The sequence below is a fragment of the Extibacter muris genome (genome assembly GCF_004345005.1).
GTDB classification, from domain to species: domain Bacteria; phylum Bacillota; class Clostridia; order Lachnospirales; family Lachnospiraceae; genus Extibacter; species Extibacter muris.
Genome location: NZ_SMMX01000030.1, coordinates 1 through 19,645, shown reverse-complemented (window position 1 = coordinate 19,645; position 19,645 = coordinate 1). Strand labels below are relative to the sequence as shown.

Genomic DNA, 19,645 nt, shown 5'->3' with positions numbered 1-19,645 from the left:
AGGAGGCAACGATCATCCCCTCAATCTAATAAAACAATTATCTCCTATCAGACTGGAGATGTAAAGAAGTAGGTCTAAGGGTTTATAGGTATCCCTTGAACAACCTAAATACATTATACAAGGAGGCGGGGAGATGGGTAAGGAAATCAGGACACGCCAAATCCATAAGGATATAAAGGTGCTGGATAAAGCGGTCACAGGTACAGAACGGATCAAGCGTGCGTATGTGCGGACAAAAGACAGTGCCGAACAGACAAGAGACACAGGGCACGCTACCCCGGTGGAATATGCGGAAAGTAAAATTTCAAACAGTGCCGATACAGCCGCACATGAGACAGCACATCAGGCATGGAAACAGGGCAGAAAAACGTTAAACAGTATCAAAGACACCATTCACCAGCCGAAAGAACACATCCGAAAAGGCGGTCAGGAACTGGCAAAGAAGAAGGCGGTTCAGGCGAAGTCTTTGAGGCAACAGTCCATCAGAACGTTGGAGAGAGGGGAAAAGACCATCAAGACTGCGGAAAGTACCGGGCAGGCGGGAAAGAATACTGGAAAAGGTACAGTGAAATATGCCAGCCGGAAAATAAAGACCGCAGAGCAGACCGCCCGCACCACAGTCAAGACTACACAGAGTGCAGTAAAAAATACCCGGATAGTGGCAAAGACTTCCGCAAAGACAGTTGAAAAAACGGCAGTGTCGGCTAGGCAGGCAGCAAGGTCAGCCGCACAGACTGCCAAAGCAGCGGTGAGAGCCACAGTTGCAGCGGTAAGGGCAATCATAGCCTCAACAAAAGCATTGATGAGTGCTATTTTTGCAGGCAGCTGGATAGCGGTGCTGATTTTAGTTATTGTGATTTTGTTTGGCGGCGTCCTATGTATGGTGGGCGGAGGTAATTCCAATACGGTTACTCCGGTCAGTGCGGAAGTAGAAGCTTATGAACCGTTGATACGAAAATATGCGAATCAATATGGTATCGGTGAGTATGTGGAACTTCTGAAGGCGGTGATGATGCAGGAATCCGGCGGACGGGGACTGGATCCTATGCAGAGTTCGGAAGGAGCTTTTAATACCAAATATCCGAGACAGCCCAATGGCATTACCGATCCAGAATATTCGATTGCCTGTGGTGTGCAGGAATTAAAGGTTTGTCTGGAGAGTGCGGGGGTAGAAAATCCGGTGGATATGGATAATATTAAACTGGCACTGCAAGGCTACAATTTTGGAAATGGTTATATTTCATGGGCAAAAGAACACTATGGAGGCTACTTTATGAGTAATGCCGCAGAGTTTTCAGACATGATGGCAGAGCGTATGGGCTGGGCGAATTATGGGGACAAGCAGTATGTTCCTCATGTACTACGATATTATGTGTTTGGACGGATCCCGACAGGAATTGGAAATCAGGCGATTGTTCAGGTGGCATTGTCGCAGGAAGGAAATGCAGGCGGTCAGCCTTACTGGAGTTGGTACGGCTTTCATAATCGGGTAGAGTGGTGTGCCTGCTTTGTATCATGGTGTGCGGATCAATGCGGTTATATTGAAAGCGGTGTAATTCCGAAATTTGCAAAATGTACGGTAGGGGCAGAATGATTTCAGAGCAATGGACAGTGGCAGGACGCAAGTTATGTACCAAAGGCTGGAGATATTATCTTCTTTATTTGGGCAGGAAAAACGGAGACAAGTCATGTAGGGATTGTCGAGCGAGTAGAAAATGGCGTGGTATATACCGTTGAGGGAAATAGCGGTGATAAGGTGGCTACAAACTCTTATTTGGCTGGCAGTAGTGTGATTTATGGGTATGGGATTCCGGCATATTAGAAAAGAAAGACAAAGTTTTTGTAATGAGTTATTGGAGTCAGTAATGACGAATGAAAATCCGGGGACGAGTCCCTGGATTTTACATAAATGAGGTAGTTTCTTTAACTTATGATGCGTTTTTGTAGCATTACTTTTTCAAAACGGAACATTCCGTCAAAGTATTCATTCGTACTGTCGTTGTCTGTCCCATATTCGTTAGCGGTGTGAGGGGCGGGATGGTATTTGTTATAGAATTCTACAATGTGAAATCCGCAACGATTTACATAAAAATGTATGTTTCGTTTTTCAAAGTAGGGGGTGCAAGTTTCCCATACCTTTGTTTTAGAATGTAATCTTTCTATGGTATTCCAAATAAATTGCCCTATTCCTTTGCTCTGAACGCCTACCTTAACGAATAGGAAATCAAGATGGTTGTGTTGACTTTTTTCGTCTATTATAACAATAGCACCTCCAACAGATGCCCCATCTGCAACTGCTTCATAGGCAATAGCTCCATTAGTAGAAAGAGAATGATCTATATCACTTTCAGGTAATACTTCTTCTATTTTGTCAAATTTCTCAACAGCGCCTTGTTGAAAAGCCGTTTGCATATCTTTTTTGAACTGTTGTTTGTGTTCCTCACAAAGAGGAATGAGTGCGAAGTTCATATAATCCTCCTTAAATAAATTTGTTTTAATTGTGATTTTGTATGGGAATTATAATGTGAAATTGCACTAAAGTCAATTGAGTGGTTTAGATTTGTTCAGATTTATTTCAGAATCTATTTAATGTCATCTGAGATAATGCAGATATCTTTTAATTAGGAAGTAGGTGATGAAAGCGAATAATAGAATACTTATTTTGGCAGCATTGGTCATGTTAAATTACTTTGTGAATACGAGTAATACATTAATTCAAAATACAATTGATGAATGTAGATGCTCAATTGATAGGTTATATGTAATACAGGAAAGACTATTAGTTGAAACAGAGGCAGAAGAGGAAAAAGGTGTTCCGCATGGAAAAAAAGTCAAATATGGAACAGGACAGATATTGAAGGATATAAAAAGGATAAACAAAAAGAGTATTTCAGCACATAATGAAGGATTTAGATTTGTTTAGAATTGATTTGGAAATGGTTAAGATTTACCCGAAATAATAAAAACATCAGAGAAAATAACTCTGAAATGCGATATAGCTAAATAGATTTATATTACAGATATATATTTACATTTTGAAAGCAGAATGATGAATGACAAAAAACTCTTAAAACGATGTTTGCAGAGCAAACCAAAGAATTGGAAAACGGATTAAAATCGAATTTAATCAAATTGAAAAGCAAAGTTGAAGAAAGGAATTGGATTATGTTGGAAAAACTTAATATTACATTGGAGCAGGTTGATTTGGAGGAGCTACCACAATTCACAAAAAAGTTGCAGGAAGCATTTTCTATTGCAGTTAAAGAAAAATTTGGCACAAATGAGCCAGTTCCTTCCGAAAAAGAGATTCAAGAGTCGTTTCATTCCGAGGGGACAGAAATTTATCATATCGGATTGAATGGAAATCGTGTAGGCGGTGCAGTACTCACGATTGATAAAAAAACACAGCACAATTTTCTAGACTTATTTTTTATCTCACCAGAACATCACAGCCGTGATCTGGGATTCGCAGCTTGGAAAGCCATAGAAGTCAAGTATCCAGATACAACTGTTTGGGAAACAATAACTCCTTATTTTGAGGAACGGAATATCCACTTTTACATTAATAAATGTGGCTTTCATATTGTTGAATTTTTTAATGAACGTCATATTGACCCTAATATGTCTCGCCCTCAAAATCAATCTGGCGAACTCGTACCAGGAACGGACACTTATTTTCGTTTTGAAAAAGTGATGAAATGACATATAAAACTGAGTGGATTAGGTATCTTGGTTTGTTATGGGAGGAACGTATAAGGGTGATTTAATTAAAATAGCGATGAAAAATAAGGTTTTGTGGAGATGTAGCATGAAAAGAATAATAACTTTTTTATTGTTTGTGACTTGCTTTTGTAGTTTGGCTGGCTGTGGAAAAGATACCGTATCTGAAATGAAAATAAATTATGGAAATTCTGCAATCTATTCAAAAGAAGATATGAATGCGGCAATAAAATTAATAAAGGATGAATTTGGAACGTGGGGTGGCTGTAAACTTCACAGCATTACTTATTCGTCGGATGATGATTGTAATGCTGAAAACATTGCATGGATGAATGAAATGGCGAGAGAAAATGACTTAACTGACAAGTTTACACAATGTATTATGTTCAAAAGTGATTTTCAATCGCCTAAAAATGGAGATGGAGCATGGAATGCGGATGGGGAATATAAGGATTATCAATGGTGGCTTGCACGTGCAGAAGGTGGTAAATGGAAACTGCTTACCTGGGGCTATTGACGCTGAAACTTTCAGTTTATCTTTTTACTTGTATCGTATAAAATTGAATATTTTTTACATATCCGATTGATTTTTATAGAAAGATTAATCGGGTATTTTTATGTCCAAATATTCGCATTATTTTTTCAAAACGGAACATTCCGTCAAAGTAATCACTCTTAGGTAATACTTCTTCTGGGATTTTGTCAAATTTTCATTGAAAAGTCAATGGAGTGTTTTAGATTTATTTAGAATTGATTTGGAAATGGTTAAGATTTTATTGTAATAATAAAAACATCAGAGAAAACAACTCTGAAATACAATAGAAAGGAGTATAGCTAAACAGACATATATTACAGGTATTAAATAAATTTACATTTTGAAAGGAGCAAGAATGACGAAAGACCAAAAATCAAAAAAGGGAATATTAAAGAAAGGAATTATATTTTGCATAATAGGAGTGATGGCACTCGGAGTAGTTGCATGCGGAAGTGATAAAAACAATGATTCGAAGAAGTCAGGTACAAAAACAGAGTCTACTCAATCTAAAGACAAGGAGAACAGTAAAAAGAAAAAACAAAATTCAACCATTGAAAAGAAAGATAAATCAAATGAGGTGAAGGAAGAGGATACAACCGGAACTGTACAAGATAACAAGAACACTGGAACAGTAGAAAATCAGAATGAGGCAAATGCTACACAAAACCAGAACGGTACAGAAACAAAGTCAAACAGTACAAAAGGAACATCAAAGAAAAATAATAAGTCAAATAAAAACAGTACAGGAACACAAAAATCAAACAAAAACAACTCTACAACAAATAAGAAAACGAACTAGGAAAGATGGACTGTACCAAACGTGTACAGTCCGTTCAATTTTTCCTGAAAGGAATAGGATATGAACAATATATTAGATTATTTGGAAAAAACAGCAGCGATTCGTTCTTATCATGTGGCAGTTGATGATGGAGCTATTTGTCTTACATGGACAGAATTATTAGATTTATCCAGAAGAATGGGGACAGCATTCTGCAAAAAAACTGAAGCAAGAAAACCAATTGTTATATTGTTGGAAAAAAGTGCGTTAACATTAGCCGCTATGTTCGGGGTTGTATATGCAGGCTGCTTTTATGTGATGGTGGATCCGGCACAACCGTCGGAACGGATAAGAAAAATCTTTAGTGTATTGTGTCCAGAGCTTATTGTAACAGATAGAGAAAACGAAGACTTGTTGAAACAGGCAGGTTATTCTGGTGACAGCTATCTTTTGAAAGACGTGATGCGTGAAAAAATCGATATGGAAAAACTTACAATAGTTCGTAGAGGCTATTGCGAAACAGATTTGTTATATGGAATCTTTACATCGGGTTCAACAGGAATTCCTAAAGGAGTCGTGGTAAGCCATAAGGCTGTAATAGATTTTATCACACGCTTTGTAGATACGTTTGGATTTACGGAATTTGAAAGGATCGGAAATCAAGCCCCATTTGATTTTGACGTGTCTGTAAAAGATATTTATACAAGCGTATTTACGGGAGCTGCTTTGATATTGATTCCTAAAAAAATGTTTTCTGTTCCACCAGCGCTTTTGGATTATCTGTGTATGAAAAAGATTAGTACGTTGATTTGGGCAGTATCTGCATTAACACTGGTATCTTCTTTGAAAGGGCTTAAGTATAAGGTTCCGAAAGATGTGAAACGAGTTTTATTTAGTGGAGAAGTTATGCCGGTAAAGCAGTTAAGAATGTGGCAGGCAGCATTGCCTGAGACTGAATTTGTGAATCTATATGGTCCTACAGAAATAACCTGCAATTGTACATATTATCCGATAAAAAGGATTTTTCATGACGGAGAGAAACTTCCAATCGGAAAACCGTTTCAAGGAAGAGAAGTCTTTCTTTTAGATGACTTTAAAAATGAAATTATCATTGCAGGTGAAATCGGAGAAATCTGTGTGGCAGGAGAATCTCTGGCCGAAGGGTATTATCATAATGAGTCAGAAACCAAGGCAAAGTTTATTGAATTATCAGCAGAGAACCCAGATAAGCGATATTACCGCACCGGTGATCTGGGGTGTTATGATACAGACGGTGAGCTTTACTTTTGCGGAAGAAAAGACTTTCAGATTAAACATATGGGGCACCGTATAGAATTGGAGGAAATTGAACACATTCTAAATCAAATTGATGGTTTGGAAAAAAGCTGCTGCATTATGAATCCCCAAAAGAATCAGCTGATTGCTTTTTATCTGGGAGAAATCACAGCAGAAGAGATACGAGCAGAGTTGAAGAAAAAGGTACCTTCCTATATGACTCCTCACAAAATTATACAAGAACAAGTGCTGCCTCTTAATAAGAATGGGAAAACAGACCGGGAGTATTTAAAAAATAGATTGGAGATGACGATTTAATGGATATGGAATGTCTGGAACATGCAATTGTACAGTATGGAACACCTTTATATATTTTTGATATTGATGAAGTGCAGAAAACAGTGCAAGAGTATCGTAACATATTAGGTAATAAAGCAGGGTTATGTTTTGCAATGAAAGCAAATTCTTTTCTTGTCAATCAGATGGAAACAGTTGTAGATCGAATTGAAGTGTGTTCTATGGGAGAATTCCAAATTTGTAAAAAGTGCCACGTTCCACCAGAAAAGATTTTAATATCCGGAGTTTTGAAAAAAAGAGAAGACATTTATGAGATTTTAGAATATTATCACGGAAAATGTACTTATACAGTGGAATCGTTGAATCAATTTCAAGATTTTGCTGATTGGTGTGAAGTTAATCAAGAGGTAATTCCTGTTTATCTGAGACTTACCAGTGGAAATCAGTTTGGAATAGACAAAGATGTTATTAAAGATATGATTGAAGTAAGAAGAATGTCTTCATTTCTTAAAATTCAAGGCATTCATTATTTTTCAGGTACACAGAAAAAAAGCATAGAAAACGTAAGAAAAGAACTGGAATATTTGGATCAGTTCTGTAAAGAGTTAGAAGAAGAAACAGGATTTCAGATTGAAGAGTTGGAATATGGACCGGGGATTTCTGTTCCATATTTTGAAGGACAGAAGAATACGGTAGAGAATGATTTGAAAGAACTGATGGAATCAATCGTAAAAATGAAGTGGAAAGGCTCTGTCATGTTGGAGATGGGGCGTGTGCTTGCAGCTTCTTGTGGATATTATCTGACCAGTGTGCGGGATGTCAAACAAAATGGTGGAAAAAATTATTGTATTGTTGATGGTGGGATTCATCAGATGAATTATGATGGGCAGATTCGTGGGATGTTTAAGCCTTGCTTACGAGTGAGTCCGGAGCATGACACAGAAAAAGCAGAAATATGGACTGTATGTGGCTCTTTATGTACTACCAATGATGTTTTGATACAGTCAGTTGAGATAAAGGGGTTGCGAGTAGATAATGTTCTTATATTTGAATATGTAGGGGCATATTCCGTAACAGAAGGGATGGCATTGTTTTTAAGTCATGAGCTTCCCAAGGTTGCATTTTATAGTAAAGAAATGGGATGGAAATTAGTCCGCAATGAACGGCAAACTTATGAAGATAACATGGAAAAGGAGATAGAAGATGGACAGTTTGATGAATATTTTAACAGAGTTAGATAGCAGCGTCGCATGGGAAAAAGAGGAAGCATTAATTGATGATCGCATACTGGATTCTTTTGGTGTGATTTCGTTAGTAGCCGAATTGGAAGACTCTTTTTCTATTGAGATTGAAGCAGCTGAAATGATACCAGAAAATTTCAATTCTGTGGAAGCTATGAGAAAAATGATTGTAAAACTACAGGAGAAATAGCATGGGTTATCACACATCACTGTACTTATTTGTATTCCTTCCGATTGCATTGCTAGCATATCAGTTTACTCCTAAAAAAATGCGGTGGCTTACATTGGTATTATCCGGGTATGTATTTTTTTGGATGATCAGTGGAAAACTCGTAATTTATTTGATTGGTACTACGATATGGACACATTATATCGGTATATGGCTTGCAAATTTAAAAATGCAATGCAAAATACATACAATCGGGAAAGAAAAACAGGAGATTGAAATAACCCAAAAGCAATATAGGAAGAAAGAACGGCTCGTACTTGCAAGTGGAATCCTGCTTATTTTATCAGTTTTGGCATATTTGAAATATTATAATTTTTTTGTTAGAAATGTAAATGTACTGTTAGATACAGCAGACAGCCCGATTCTCTTGCAGGCAAAAACACTGTTGCTGCCTATAGGAATATCTTTTTATACGTTGCAGGCAATCGGATATATGGCAGATGTATACTGGGAAAAAATTTCGGCGCAGCAACATCTTGGAAAGATTGCATTGTTTCTTGGATTTTTTCCTCAGATTATGGAAGGTCCAATCAGTATGTATTCGCAGGTTACAGAGTCTCTATGGGAAGGGCAGGGAATTACCGGAGAAAATTTGTCACAAGGAACGGTACGTGTTCTTTGGGGATTGTTTAAGAAAATGATTATTGCAGATCGCTTGTATGTATTTGTATCAGCGATTTTCAATTACTATGAAAACTATAGTGGTGTGATTATTATTGCAGCAGCAGTAGGGTATACCGTGCAGTTGTATATGGAGTTTTCCGGATGCATGGACATTATTATCGGAAGCGGCAAAATGTTTGGAGTGACACTTCCGGAAAATTTTCGTCAGCCTTTTGTATCAAGAAATGCGGCTGAGTTCTGGAGAAGATGGCATATTACATTGGGTACATGGTTTAAGACATATATCTTCTATCCAGTGTCTGTGTCTAAAATTGTAAAGAAGTGGAATCGGTTTGGAAGAAAGAAATTAGGAAAATATGTAGCAAAAGTCGGGGTATCAGCGATAGCGCTTTTTCCGGTATGGTTGTGCAATGGATTATGGCATGGGCCTAGATGGAGCTATATTTTTTATGGAATGTATTACTTTGTGATTTTGCTTGGAGGAATCATGCTGGAACCAGTGAAAGATAAGTGGATTAAGATATGTCATATCAATGAAGAGGCACTTTATTATAAGATTCCACAGATTCTGAAGACATGGGTGATTATTTTTATTGGAGAGCTTTTCTTTCGGGCAAATGGATTGCGTGCAGGTTGGCAAATGTTTAAAAGCATCTTTCAGAGTTTTGAATTTCAGAAATTGTGGGATGGTACATTTTTAACATTTGGATTGGATAAGGCTGATTTAATTGTAATTTTTGCTGGCTGCATAGTTGTAGCAATCGTAGGAATGATAAAAGAAAGGAATTTGTTAGGAGAACTTGGTATCAAAAGACTGTGGCTTCCAATAAGATGGGCAATTTATTACGGACTAATTTTGACAATTGTAATTTTTGGAGCATACGGAAACGGATATCAGCAGGTGGATATGATTTATGCAGGATTTTAAAAAGGTTGGTAAAAAGATTGGAAAAAATCTGCTTTTTTGTGTAATATTGATAATTCTTTTTGCAGAGGTTTCAAAGATATTAGAGAACGCATCTATGAAAAATGATAACTTGGTGCAGAGTCGAAATAAAAGTATATTCCGCATTTTAAGAGAACCGGAACATACGATAGATGTAATTGCATTAGGAGATAGTTTAAGCTATTCATCTATTTCGCCAATGGAACTGTGGGACAGATATGGAATAACCTCTTATGTATGTGCCCAGTCAGGACAGAAAATACAGGAGACTTATCATATGTTGGAAACTGCATTAGAGACTCAATCTCCTAAATTAGTCATACTGGAAACAAATGCAATGTTTAGAGGAAACCCAGGGCTGGCAAGCATGAAAGAATCTATAGAAGAATGGGGGAATCATTATATCCCGATTTTCCGAAACCATGATATTTGGAAATCGTTTATTATAGATAAACAATATCCGGAAGAGAATTATAAAGGCTTTGCGTTTCGTTGTGCAGTACAGCCTTATGAAAAAGGCGAATATATGCAGAAAACAGAACAAAAAGAGAAACTGCCGGATGTTGTCATTACATATATGGAGAAAATTGAGAAACTTTGCAGAGACAATGGAGCAGAGTTGCTGCTGCTTGGTACGCCTTCTCCGGTAAATTATAGCTATCAAAGGCATAATAGTATTCAGGAGTATGCAGACGAAAAATCGCTTGCATATTTGGATTTGAATCTGAAATTAGAAGAAGTGGGAATAGATTGGAAAACAGATGCTTTGGATGAGGGCGATCACTTAAATCTATCCGGGGCACAGAAGGTTACGAGATACTTAGGAAAGTATTTGAAAGAACAATATGAGCTTGCTGATCACAGGGAAGAAGATTTCAATATTGCATGGAAAAAAGAAATGGAAGAGTATAGACAAAAAGCAGAAAAGCATTTGAAAGAGATGTTTAAAAAGTGATGAAAAAACAAACAGAGAAATGGAAAACGATAATAACAGCATTGCTTTTTATACTATGTATATCACTTTGCGGTGTACTGTTTAAAGCATATATGGATGGGAAATTCGATTCGGTAGAAACGTTACAGCAATATATAGCCGGATTTGGACTACTGGCACCAGTCATATTAGTGATAATTCAGGCGGCACAGGTTGTTTTGCCGGTACTGCCCGGTTTTTTGGGGTGCATCGTAGGAGCTGTCATGTTTGGGTGGGCAGGAGGATTTTGGTGTAATTATATAGGAATCTCATTAGGTTCTCTTATTGCATTTTTGCTTGCAAGAAAATATGGACAGGGATTGGTTTATAAGATATTTCCTGAAAAAAAGTATGAAAAATGGTCAAACTGGGTGGCTGAGAGCAAATCGTATACGGTATTTTTATTTTTAGGCATGGTATTACCACTGTTTCCAGATGATTTCTTTTGTTATTTTACGGGAATTACCAAGATGACGTTTCGCAGATTTTTAATCATAATTATTGTTGGAAAGCCATGGTGTATTCTGGCATACAGTATTTTATTTTCAGCCGCAGTGACATAGTTTGAAGAGGAAGGTGGAGAAAAAATAATGGAAGAAAAGAAAAAATTGAATGGTTATTATAATTATACAGTCGTATTGACTTATCTTGGCATGCTGATAGGTTTTATAGGAATTATATATACCATGGAGGAGAGATATGATCAGGCGCTGGTTGCACTTATGATTGCAGGAATTTGTGATATGTTTGATGGAGCAGTTGCAGCCACAAAACAGAGAGATGAAAGAGAAAAGAAATTTGGAATTCAAATTGATTCTCTTAGTGATTTGATTTGTTTTGGTGTGCTTCCGGCATTAATTGCGTATAGTATCACAGGCAAGACATATTTCGGATTTTTGACTGGATGCCTGTACGTTCTGTGTGCATTGATTCGGCTTGCATATTTTAATGTATTAGAAGAAGAGAGACAGAAAGTGGAAATTGGAAGCCGCTCTTACTATCAGGGGCTTCCGGTGACTTCTGTTGCATTATTACTTCCAGCTGTTTATGAGATTGGAAACAAAATGCCAAATACTGGGGGAATACTTCTTCAAATAGTTATGGTTATACTCGCTGTGGCATTTGTATTACCGTTTAGAGTAAAAAAGCCTTATTTGATAGGAAAAATTGGAATTGTATTTACTGGAATAATAGAATTTGTTATTTTATTATTAGGATTAGGACTTGAGGTATAAGCGGCATGAAAGAAATATTACTGATTCGTTTTTTATACCAGACAGCAGTAGGACGGTGCGTTTTAAAGATAGTGGTGCAGCCTTGGGTATCGAGAAAAGCAGGTGCTTTTCTGAATTCTAAGTTTTCCAAATGGTTAGTACCTATATTTGTAAGAAAACATAGAATCAATTTGGCAGAATACGAAAAAAAGAAATATTGTTCCTTTAATGACTTTTTTACACGTAAACGTAATTCAGATTGTATTGATATTACCCCAGATCATTTAATTAGTCCATGCGATGGATATCTGAGTGTATATCCAATTGATGAAACCAGAACATATCGCATTAAGAATATAGAATATCATTTGGAGCAATTACTTGACAGCAAAATACTGGCACAGCGTTTTTCGGGAGGATATTGTATGATATTTCGTCTGACTCCGAAGAATTATCACAGATACTGTTATGTGTGTGAAGGTAATCGGAAAAGGACAAGGAAAATCGAAGGGAAGCTGCATTGTGTGCGTCCTTTGGCATATACTTCCGTTCCTGTTTTTATAGAAAACAGCAGAGAGTATACGGAGATACAATCCGATATTTGGGGATGTGTAATTCAAATGGAAATAGGAGCTCTTCTTGTAGGGAAGATACATAATCATTTATGTGATATATGTGAAAAAAACATTCAGCAGGGGTTGGAAAAGGGGTATTTTGAATTTGGTGGTTCTACTATTTTAGTATTGGTAGAAAAAGATAAGATAAACATAGAAAAGAAAATATTGGAGCGATCCATGAAGAATCAAGAAACAGTGATCCGTATGGGAGCAAAAGTAGGAGTTTCTCAAAAAAAAGAGGGATGTGAATGATATGAACAAAGGAAGTGTACTGCTTGTAGAAGATGATGCGGATATCCGTGAAGGAGTTCGCATTCTTTTGGAAAGTGAAAATTATAGTATCCTGGAAGCGGAAAATGGCAGGAAAGGGTTGGAACTTCTGGATGAAAATATAGATTTGGTCATTTTGGATGTCATGATGCCGGGAATGTCGGGGCTTCGCACATGTGAGGAGATCCGAAAAGTGTCAAATGTTCCTGTCCTTTTTCTTACTGCCAAGGCACAGGAATCGGACAAATTAATCGGGCTGATGGCAGGTGGGGACGATTATCTTCCGAAACCTTTCTCTTATGCAGAACTTTTGGGGAGAGTTAAGGCTCTGATGCGGCGATATAATATCTATCTGGGAAGGAATGCATCGCAAAATGAAAATGAAGAGCCATATCTGGAAATAGGAAGTATCCGGGTTCATGAAGCGTTCAATGAGGTTTATGTGGATGGTGTGGAAAAGGAAATGTCAGACATAGAATATCATATTCTGCTGTTGATGATGCAGCATCCCAGAAAGATTTTTTCAGCTCAAAATTTATATGAAAGTGTATGGGATGAACCATATTTTTATTCTTGTAACAGTACGGTGATGGTTCATATAAGAAAACTGAGAGTAAAAATAGAGGATGATTCGAAGTATCCAAAATATATCAAAACAGTGTGGGGAAAGGGGTATAAGTTTGACGCAGGTAATGAATAAAAAAGATTCTATTTATGCACAGCTGCTTCGTCTGTTGCTTATTTCTGCTTTTGCTGCTTTTGTTGTTTTTTGTGGGTTAAATTATGCAGGAGAATATCTGGTTGAGGGGTACTTGGAAAAAACAGATTATATCAAACAAAAAAATCAGGATTATGTAGAAAAGCTGCAAAAATATATTGATAAGGAACAGCTTTCTTCTAGAGATGTAGCAAAACTGAATGTTTGGACCAAAAGTCAGAAAGTCCTCTCTATTCGTATCTATAAAGATGAAATACAAGTGTTTAATTCTGAATACCCGGAACAAGAGGTGTGGGAAGAAGAAATCGCTGCAGGAAACTATGCATGGGAACAGTATTATAATATCAGGTTTTCTGATGGGACAGCAGAGATTGAGATGACAGGTATCTATTATTATCAATTCTATAATTATGCTCTGATTACAGAAATAATTATTTCCTTTTTTCTTTTTTTGCTGCTTGTTTTATTAGGTATTCGAAAGAAGATAGAATATATTCGCAAACTCAATGATGAAATACAGATTCTGGAGGGCGGAGGTCTTGATTATGAGATTACCGTAAAAGGTAAGGATGAATTGGCGGAATTGGGAGCAAGTCTCGATACGATGAGAATATCTTTTTGTAATTTGATTGAGCAGGAAAAGAAAATGGTTCAAGAAAATCAGAGAATTGTAACGGAGATGTCGCATGATTTGCGAACACCTGTTACATCCATTATGCTTTATACTGAAATTCTAAAAAAAGGAACTTATAAGAATGTAGAACAGGAAAAAGAGTATATTGAAAAAATTGATAAGAAGGCCAGACGTATGAAACAGCTTACAGATCACTTGTTTGAGTATTCTTTGATTACCGGAGAAACGGAAGTTAAATTAGAAGATGCAGAAAGTTATGAGGTATTATTCTATGATCTTTTTTCTGAAACATGCAGTTATTTAGAACAAAAAGGATTTCATAGTGAATTTCAGGTGAAATGGATCAATCAGATGATTTGTGTTTCTACGGAATACATGATGAGAATTATGGATAATATTACATCAAATATTGTAAAATATGCGGATCCGTCTATGCCTATTATTATTTCATCTATAGAAGAGGAGCAGATGGCAGGCTTTATTTTCGAAAACCACATTCGAATGGTCGGAGAAAAGGTGGAAAGTACCGAAATTGGCATACAGAGTATAAAAACTATGATGAGTAAGATGGGCGGGAAATGCAGGATTGAACAGGAGAATAGACTCTTTCGTATTATTCTTTTATTCCCTATAGTGAGTAGGTAAAGAAAATAGCAAAGTGATTTCTAATTTGCATTGTGCGAAAAGTACTATATGCGTTGAAAATAATAATGTTGGAGGGGGAAATTTCATAGAAGATAAAATTTTCGTATTTGAAAAACTATGTATTGATGTTGCAAAAAGAAATGTAACAATAAACCATAATTCGATTAAACTTAGGCGGAAAGAGTTTGATATTCTCATATTTCTTACGGAACATCCAAGTTGGGTATATACGAAAGACCAGATTTATGATGCTGTTTGGAAAGATGAAGTCCCCGTTGATATAGACAATACAGTAACATGTCAGATTAAGCAGCTAAGAAAAAAACTGGGAAATAATGCAAAAGAAACACCTTACATAGAAAATGTATGGGGAGTAGGATACAGGTTTAATAGTGGATTGAATTAAATGAGTGGTACTGATTTGAAAAAGAGTCAGTACTGCTTTTTTTGTTTAAATTACCAAATGGTTACCATTTTGTACCAAGTAATGACCATTTTACTTCTTATACTCAGAAATGAAATAATCAGCCGAAAGAAAAATATCCGGCTGATTGTTCTCAGGAATCAGAGTTTTGTCTGCGAAGTATTTCAAGCATATAACGTACTACACGGAGCAGTTCTGCGGCTTCATTATCATTACAGGATTGGATTTCCAAAAGCAGCTGATGCTTGTGGCTTTCATTCTCTTTGATGTCCGGATAAAACAATTTATCACCCGGAATCTTGAGAAGATTTACCAAAGGATTGAGACTATCAAATTTGGGATTACCGCGAAAATTTTCGATATTCAATATAGTTTTGCCATCTAAGCCGAGTTCCTCAGCCAGCTCATATTGCGTAAGACCAGCATTTTCACGGGCCTTTCGAACAACGATTCCGAGATTTTCTTTGATTTATCCATTACAGTTCACCTCATTCATAGTCTACATTAGAGTACAGTAACTTTGAATTATGGCGTAATGGGTATGTAAAGTGCAATGCAATGGAGTTTTGAGAGGGCTTGGTATTGATTATTGATAAGTTCGAAATACTTACAATTGGAGACGATTCGTTAAAAAAAGAAAAGCAAATAAAGTAGATAAATCAGGAAATGCGGGTGCATTGCAGGACGGTTTTTATATACGTCACAATGTAGCTGCATTTTTTTTTGCTAATTGACTGGAAAGAAAAAATTGCTTTACAAAAATTTCCAGATAAGTTGAATTACAGGTGTCGTTCGCCGCCTTTCAATCTGAAATTTCAAAAAATTTCAGATTGGAGGAAAGAACATGGAGGGTAAACGCCCAAAAAGAAGAAAGGACAAATATAATCCGTATAGTATATATGAGCAGGATGGACATTATTACATATCATTTAGAGATGGACAAGGAGTTCATCAGAAGTTTGAAATCAGTAAATTACTTTGTGAGGTTTTCAATAGTTTTGAATTGATTGATCTTTCCTATCTCAATGTATGGGACAGGCATATCGAACAGTCGGAAATTTGGGAAACAAGTTTGAATGAAAGAGCGTTGGAAAGGCCTGAGACAGTAGAAGATATTGTATTCCGAAATCTTCAGACCGAGGATTTATATAAAGCGATTGACAAACTTCCTGATATACAGAAACGCAGGGTGCGGATGTATTTCTTTGAAGGTATGACTTATGAACAGATTGCTGAGTATGAAAAGTGTAAACATCCGGCAGCAGTAAAGTCGGTAAAAGCAGCTTTGAAAAATCTAAAAAGATTTTTAAGCGAATAGGGTTACAATTTTACATTTAAGTGAGGAAACAGGTGAGAGGAAGAAAAAGTCCCCGTGCCTGTTTTCTGTTATCGGTGAATGGGCGGAACCTTGATAAGTGAATAACCATTCATCAAACACATTCCTGTTGTTATCGTGATGAGCGTAAGCCACATTAACCGATACGCCATGATGTGAACGAGAGAAAAGCAGCGAAATCTCACAAATAGAGAAGAAATGGTATGCGGCTGATTTGCCTTGTTCAAAGAGCGAGTGATATCGGGTTATAACTGTCGGATTGCTACTGGTAGGGCGATAATAGACAACAGGCATAATGATACTCTTGTCCGGTCATAAAGTCGAGCATATAAGAGCAAAGGCTCTGAAGATGCCGCAACAAGTGAGGGCAGTTCCGGGTGATCCCCGGAAGGGTGCGAATCCCGTGGAACTGATACGCTGTCAGTCGTTTGGTGACTTCCCGTGTGTGAAACACAGTAAGCCGGGGCGTCGGGGACAAATAGGCTGATTTAGGTTAATTATGGTAGCCGGATAACCGATACAGAGTAATTACTTGACAGTTAAGCAAAAAAGTATCAGGTGTCCGGCTGATACATAACGATAGAGGCAGCATTCCGTGAGGGTGCTGCTTTTGTAGTCATGGAGATGAAGGAGGAACATTATGGAAGATAGAGAAATCAGGCGAGGGGATATTTTCTATGCAGATTTAAATCCCGTTATTGGAAGTGAGCAGGGTGGTTTTCGTCCGGTACTGGTCATTCATAATAATACTGGAAATGAATACAGTCCTACGGTGATTGTAGCGGCAATCACGAGCAGACCTAAGACAAAACTTCCTACACATGTCTCTTTGAGAAACCGAAAGGGACTGGAGAAAAATTCTGTTGTACTTCTGGAGCAGATACGGACGCTGGATAAAAAGCGTTTGGAGAATTTTGTAGGGACGATAGACAGGTGTCAAATGCGAAAAGTAGATGAAGCATTGAGGACAAGCACTGGTATGAGAAAGTTGGACAAACCGATTGAAATGTGTCTTTGTCCGGTGTGCGTCAAAGTATTTTATGAGTCACCGGAACATTTTGTGAAGAGAGCAGATCGGAATCAACAGAAGAAAGAAACGTGTATGTTCTGCAATAGCAGACAGGGATACGACTATTTAATAAGAAAGAAGTATAACTAAGGATATAAAATGTAACTGCCGTAGAGTGGATAAATAAAGAGGTGGAGATGGTTGAATGAATGGCCCCAAAATATTGATGAATGTGGAAGAAACAGCTTCATATTTAAATATTGGAAAAACAAAGGTAAGAGAACTTATGAAAGAGAATCAAAATGTATTTGTTGTAAAGATATAAAACCGCAGCTATGCACATAAAGAATTGCTGGATAAGTGGCTGCTGGCACAAGTAAAAATCACCTAAAAAATCAAGGGTACGATATGAGATTTTGTACCTTTGAGCTATTTTAGCGGCAATGCTATGTTGATATTGCACTAAATGATTATGAAATGAGAGGTTGTATCAAATGGCAAAAAGAAGTTTACCAAAAGGCATACGGGAAAATAAGGGAACCTACGAGGCAAGAGCAGTGGTTAATGGAATTAAAGTTCATCTTTATGGAAGTAATTTGGAAGAACTTATTAAAGAGTTTGATGTTGCAAAAGAGAATGCAAGAAACAGTGATGAATATCGTAAAAATCATATTACTTTAAATGAGTGGTTTGAGGAATGGTTCACGCTGGTGAAATCTCATAAGGTAAAAGAAACAAGTATAAGGCCGATGAAAAACAGTTTCAAAAGAACTTTTGGCTTTTATCTCGGCACGAAAAAAATAAAAGACATAAAACCGATGGATGTTCAAAAAGCTATCAATGCTATGGAAAAAGCGGGTGTCTCAAATGGGTGTATGAGAGATGCGTTAGGGAGGCTGAGAGAGTGTCTGGAATTTGCAGTAGGTAATCAAATGATAAAAGTAAATCCTTGCTTGATTGTGGAAGTACCGTGGACTTATAAAGTGTCAAAAGAAGAAATCGCATTGACACAGGAAGAGCAAAATGCATTATTAGATGAAGTAGAAGATTCATGGTATAAAGAAATGTTTTATTTTATGTGTCTGACTGGAGTACGGGTAGGCGAGTTAGGAGGACTTCAATGGAAAGACATAGATTTTGGGAAAAAAGTAATATCTATAAGGAGATCCCTGAGTTGCAATTATTGCGATGGTGTAAAGAGAGAAATGCTTGTCACACCCAAAACAGTAAATTTTACAAGAGAAATTCCTTTTATCGGAGAAATGGAAGAAATTCTTCTTTCTCAAAGAGAAAAACAGAAACAGTTAAAGCAAGAGTTGGGAAAACGTTGGCGTGCGAAAGAAGAATTAGGGGATTTGGTTTTCACAACTGGAATGGGAAGTCCATGTAGCAGATACATAGTGGACAAGGAAATAAAAAAGGTTATTAAGCGTCTCCGAGAAAAAGAAGCAGTAACCGCAGTTCAGGAAAATCGTCTGCCAAGAGAGGTAAGGAATTTTCATCCACATACGCTTCGTCATACATTTGCTACCAGGTGTTTCGAAAACAAAATGGAGCCCAAAGTAGTCCAGTCACTGTTGGGACATTCGAGTATCAGTATTACATTTAATATATATACTCACGTGTTGGATAATAAGATGGAAGAAGAAATTAAGAAATTCGGTGTGGCAAAGACGCAGAAACCTGTGGAATTATGTCAGAATGACATTTGTAAAAAAAGAATTACAGCATATAGCCATTGTTAATAGATGAAGATTTTTGGGGGAAATATTTCCCCCAAATAAGGCTTTCGTTTCCCCCAAAGTTTAAAATATGAAAGAGAAACATTGAGAAAGAGATATTTTTATCTCCCCCAAAAGTAATGTTGGGGGAGATGGGAAGGTAAGGAATATGGAAATACATAGTATATCCAGTATTTATGGGCAAATCAGTCTATAGAAATACCGAGTAAGGATTCAAAAGTTCGCAAAGAGATGCGGTAGTGAACTTTATGACGATAACGAAAGAATCTATGGGTATGTACTCATAGGTTCTTTTAGTACCATATAAGTGTAAGAGATAAAGCATATCATTCGTGCTTTACCCTCTACACTTATTTTTTTATGATAAGGGAGTAATTGGTCTGGCGAGGCTCTTTTTGGATTAACCACATCCGTCACA

At 37.0% G+C, this 19,645-nt stretch carries 21 protein-coding genes and 1 pseudogene; 20 read left to right on the top strand and 2 right to left on the bottom strand.

The features are described 5' to 3' along the window. Positions 1-133 precede the first annotated feature (133 nt). Positions 134-1,822 (top strand): annotated as a pseudogene (locus E1963_RS18655) (lysozyme family protein). 101 nt (positions 1,823-1,923) lie between these two features. On the opposite strand, the gene E1963_RS18650 reads toward E1963_RS18655, so the two are convergent. Then, a complete protein-coding gene (locus tag E1963_RS18650; protein WP_132281430.1) occupies positions 1,924-2,469 on the bottom strand; it encodes a GNAT family N-acetyltransferase in 546 nt (181 codons plus the stop codon). A gap of 166 nt (positions 2,470-2,635) precedes the next feature. On the opposite strand from E1963_RS18650, the gene E1963_RS18645 reads away from it, so the two are divergent. The 15 genes from E1963_RS18645 to E1963_RS18575 all read left to right on the top strand — a co-directional run bounded on the left by E1963_RS18645 (position 2,636) and on the right by E1963_RS18575 (position 15,122). Beyond that, positions 2,636-2,923 carry a hypothetical protein gene (locus E1963_RS18645; RefSeq protein ID WP_132281427.1) on the top strand — a complete coding sequence of 96 codons (288 nt, stop codon included), beginning with the start codon at positions 2,636-2,638 and terminating at the stop codon, positions 2,921-2,923. Positions 2,924-3,075: 152 nt separating this feature from the next. After that, positions 3,076-3,702 (top strand): GNAT family N-acetyltransferase, encoded by a 627-nt coding sequence (locus E1963_RS18640; protein WP_243117806.1) that lies wholly within the window; start codon positions 3,076-3,078, stop codon positions 3,700-3,702. 106 nt (positions 3,703-3,808) lie between these two features. After that, positions 3,809-4,237, top strand: coding sequence for a hypothetical protein (locus E1963_RS18635; protein WP_132281421.1), 429 nt, complete (start codon positions 3,809-3,811; stop codon positions 4,235-4,237). A 358-nt stretch (positions 4,238-4,595) separates the two neighbouring features. Next, positions 4,596-5,054: a hypothetical protein gene (locus tag E1963_RS18630; protein ID WP_167482267.1), complete on the top strand. Its 459-nt coding sequence runs from the start codon at positions 4,596-4,598 to the stop codon at positions 5,052-5,054. A 60-nt stretch (positions 5,055-5,114) separates the two neighbouring features. Next, positions 5,115-6,626, top strand: a complete 1,512-nt coding sequence (locus E1963_RS18625; RefSeq protein WP_132281415.1) for an amino acid adenylation domain-containing protein — start codon at positions 5,115-5,117, stop codon at positions 6,624-6,626. Then, positions 6,626-7,846 (top strand): diaminopimelate decarboxylase family protein, encoded by a 1,221-nt coding sequence (locus tag E1963_RS18620; protein WP_132281412.1) that lies wholly within the window; start codon positions 6,626-6,628, stop codon positions 7,844-7,846. Before E1963_RS18625 ends, E1963_RS18620 begins: the two co-directional genes overlap by 1 nt. Continuing rightward, positions 7,809-8,036: an acyl carrier protein gene (locus tag E1963_RS18615; RefSeq protein WP_132281408.1), complete on the top strand. Its 228-nt coding sequence runs from the start codon at positions 7,809-7,811 to the stop codon at positions 8,034-8,036. The genes E1963_RS18620 and E1963_RS18615 overlap by 38 nt, the downstream gene beginning before the upstream one ends. A 1-nt stretch (position 8,037) precedes the next feature. Continuing rightward, a complete protein-coding gene (locus tag E1963_RS18610; protein WP_132281405.1) occupies positions 8,038-9,627 on the top strand; it encodes an MBOAT family O-acyltransferase in 1,590 nt (529 codons plus the stop codon). Then, positions 9,614-10,600, top strand: coding sequence for an SGNH/GDSL hydrolase family protein (locus tag E1963_RS18605; RefSeq protein ID WP_132281402.1), 987 nt, complete (start codon positions 9,614-9,616; stop codon positions 10,598-10,600). Before E1963_RS18610 ends, E1963_RS18605 begins: the two co-directional genes overlap by 14 nt. Beyond that, complete coding sequence (locus tag E1963_RS18600; RefSeq protein ID WP_167482268.1) at positions 10,600-11,181, top strand: TVP38/TMEM64 family protein; 582 nt, start codon at positions 10,600-10,602, stop codon at positions 11,179-11,181. The genes E1963_RS18605 and E1963_RS18600 overlap by 1 nt, the downstream gene beginning before the upstream one ends. 27 nt (positions 11,182-11,208) lie before the next feature. Beyond that, on the top strand, positions 11,209-11,853 hold the full coding sequence (locus tag E1963_RS18595; RefSeq protein WP_132281396.1) for a CDP-alcohol phosphatidyltransferase family protein: 645 nt from the start codon (positions 11,209-11,211) through the stop codon (positions 11,851-11,853). A gap of 5 nt (positions 11,854-11,858) precedes the next feature. Next, positions 11,859-12,701, top strand: a complete 843-nt coding sequence (locus tag E1963_RS18590) for a phosphatidylserine decarboxylase (RefSeq protein WP_132281393.1) — start codon at positions 11,859-11,861, stop codon at positions 12,699-12,701. 1 nt (position 12,702) lies between these two features. Beyond that, a complete protein-coding gene (locus tag E1963_RS18585; RefSeq protein WP_132281390.1) occupies positions 12,703-13,419 on the top strand; it encodes a response regulator transcription factor in 717 nt (238 codons plus the stop codon). Beyond that, positions 13,412-14,716, top strand: coding sequence for a sensor histidine kinase (locus E1963_RS18580; RefSeq protein ID WP_167482265.1), 1,305 nt, complete (start codon positions 13,412-13,414; stop codon positions 14,714-14,716). The genes E1963_RS18585 and E1963_RS18580 overlap by 8 nt, the downstream gene beginning before the upstream one ends. Before the next feature lie 13 nt (positions 14,717-14,729). Continuing rightward, positions 14,730-15,122: a winged helix-turn-helix domain-containing protein gene (locus E1963_RS18575; protein WP_132281384.1), complete on the top strand. Its 393-nt coding sequence runs from the start codon at positions 14,730-14,732 to the stop codon at positions 15,120-15,122. A gap of 151 nt (positions 15,123-15,273) precedes the next feature. On the opposite strand, the gene E1963_RS22855 is transcribed toward E1963_RS18575, so the two are convergent. Continuing rightward, positions 15,274-15,591, bottom strand: coding sequence for a helix-turn-helix transcriptional regulator (locus E1963_RS22855; protein WP_315974369.1), 318 nt, complete (start codon positions 15,589-15,591; stop codon positions 15,274-15,276). Positions 15,592-15,984: 393 nt separating this feature from the next. Here E1963_RS22855 and E1963_RS18565 point away from each other — a divergent pair, with 393 nt between their 5' ends. From E1963_RS18565 to E1963_RS18550, 4 genes are all read left to right on the top strand, one after another. Beyond that, the gene (locus E1963_RS18565) at positions 15,985-16,458 is read left to right on the top strand and encodes an RNA polymerase sigma factor (RefSeq protein ID WP_132281381.1); all 474 of its coding nucleotides are present in this window, start codon (positions 15,985-15,987) and stop codon (positions 16,456-16,458) included. A gap of 658 nt (positions 16,459-17,116) precedes the next feature. After that, positions 17,117-17,635 (top strand): type II toxin-antitoxin system PemK/MazF family toxin, encoded by a 519-nt coding sequence (locus tag E1963_RS21350; protein WP_132281379.1) that lies wholly within the window; start codon positions 17,117-17,119, stop codon positions 17,633-17,635. 55 nt (positions 17,636-17,690) lie between these two features. Continuing rightward, entirely contained in the window at positions 17,691-17,810 is a 120-nt protein-coding gene (locus tag E1963_RS18555) for a MerR family transcriptional regulator (protein WP_132281376.1), read from the top strand. Between the two features lie 169 nt (positions 17,811-17,979). Further along, entirely contained in the window at positions 17,980-19,230 is a 1,251-nt protein-coding gene (locus E1963_RS18550; protein WP_132281373.1) for a tyrosine-type recombinase/integrase, read from the top strand. Positions 19,231-19,645: the final 415 nt, after the last annotated feature.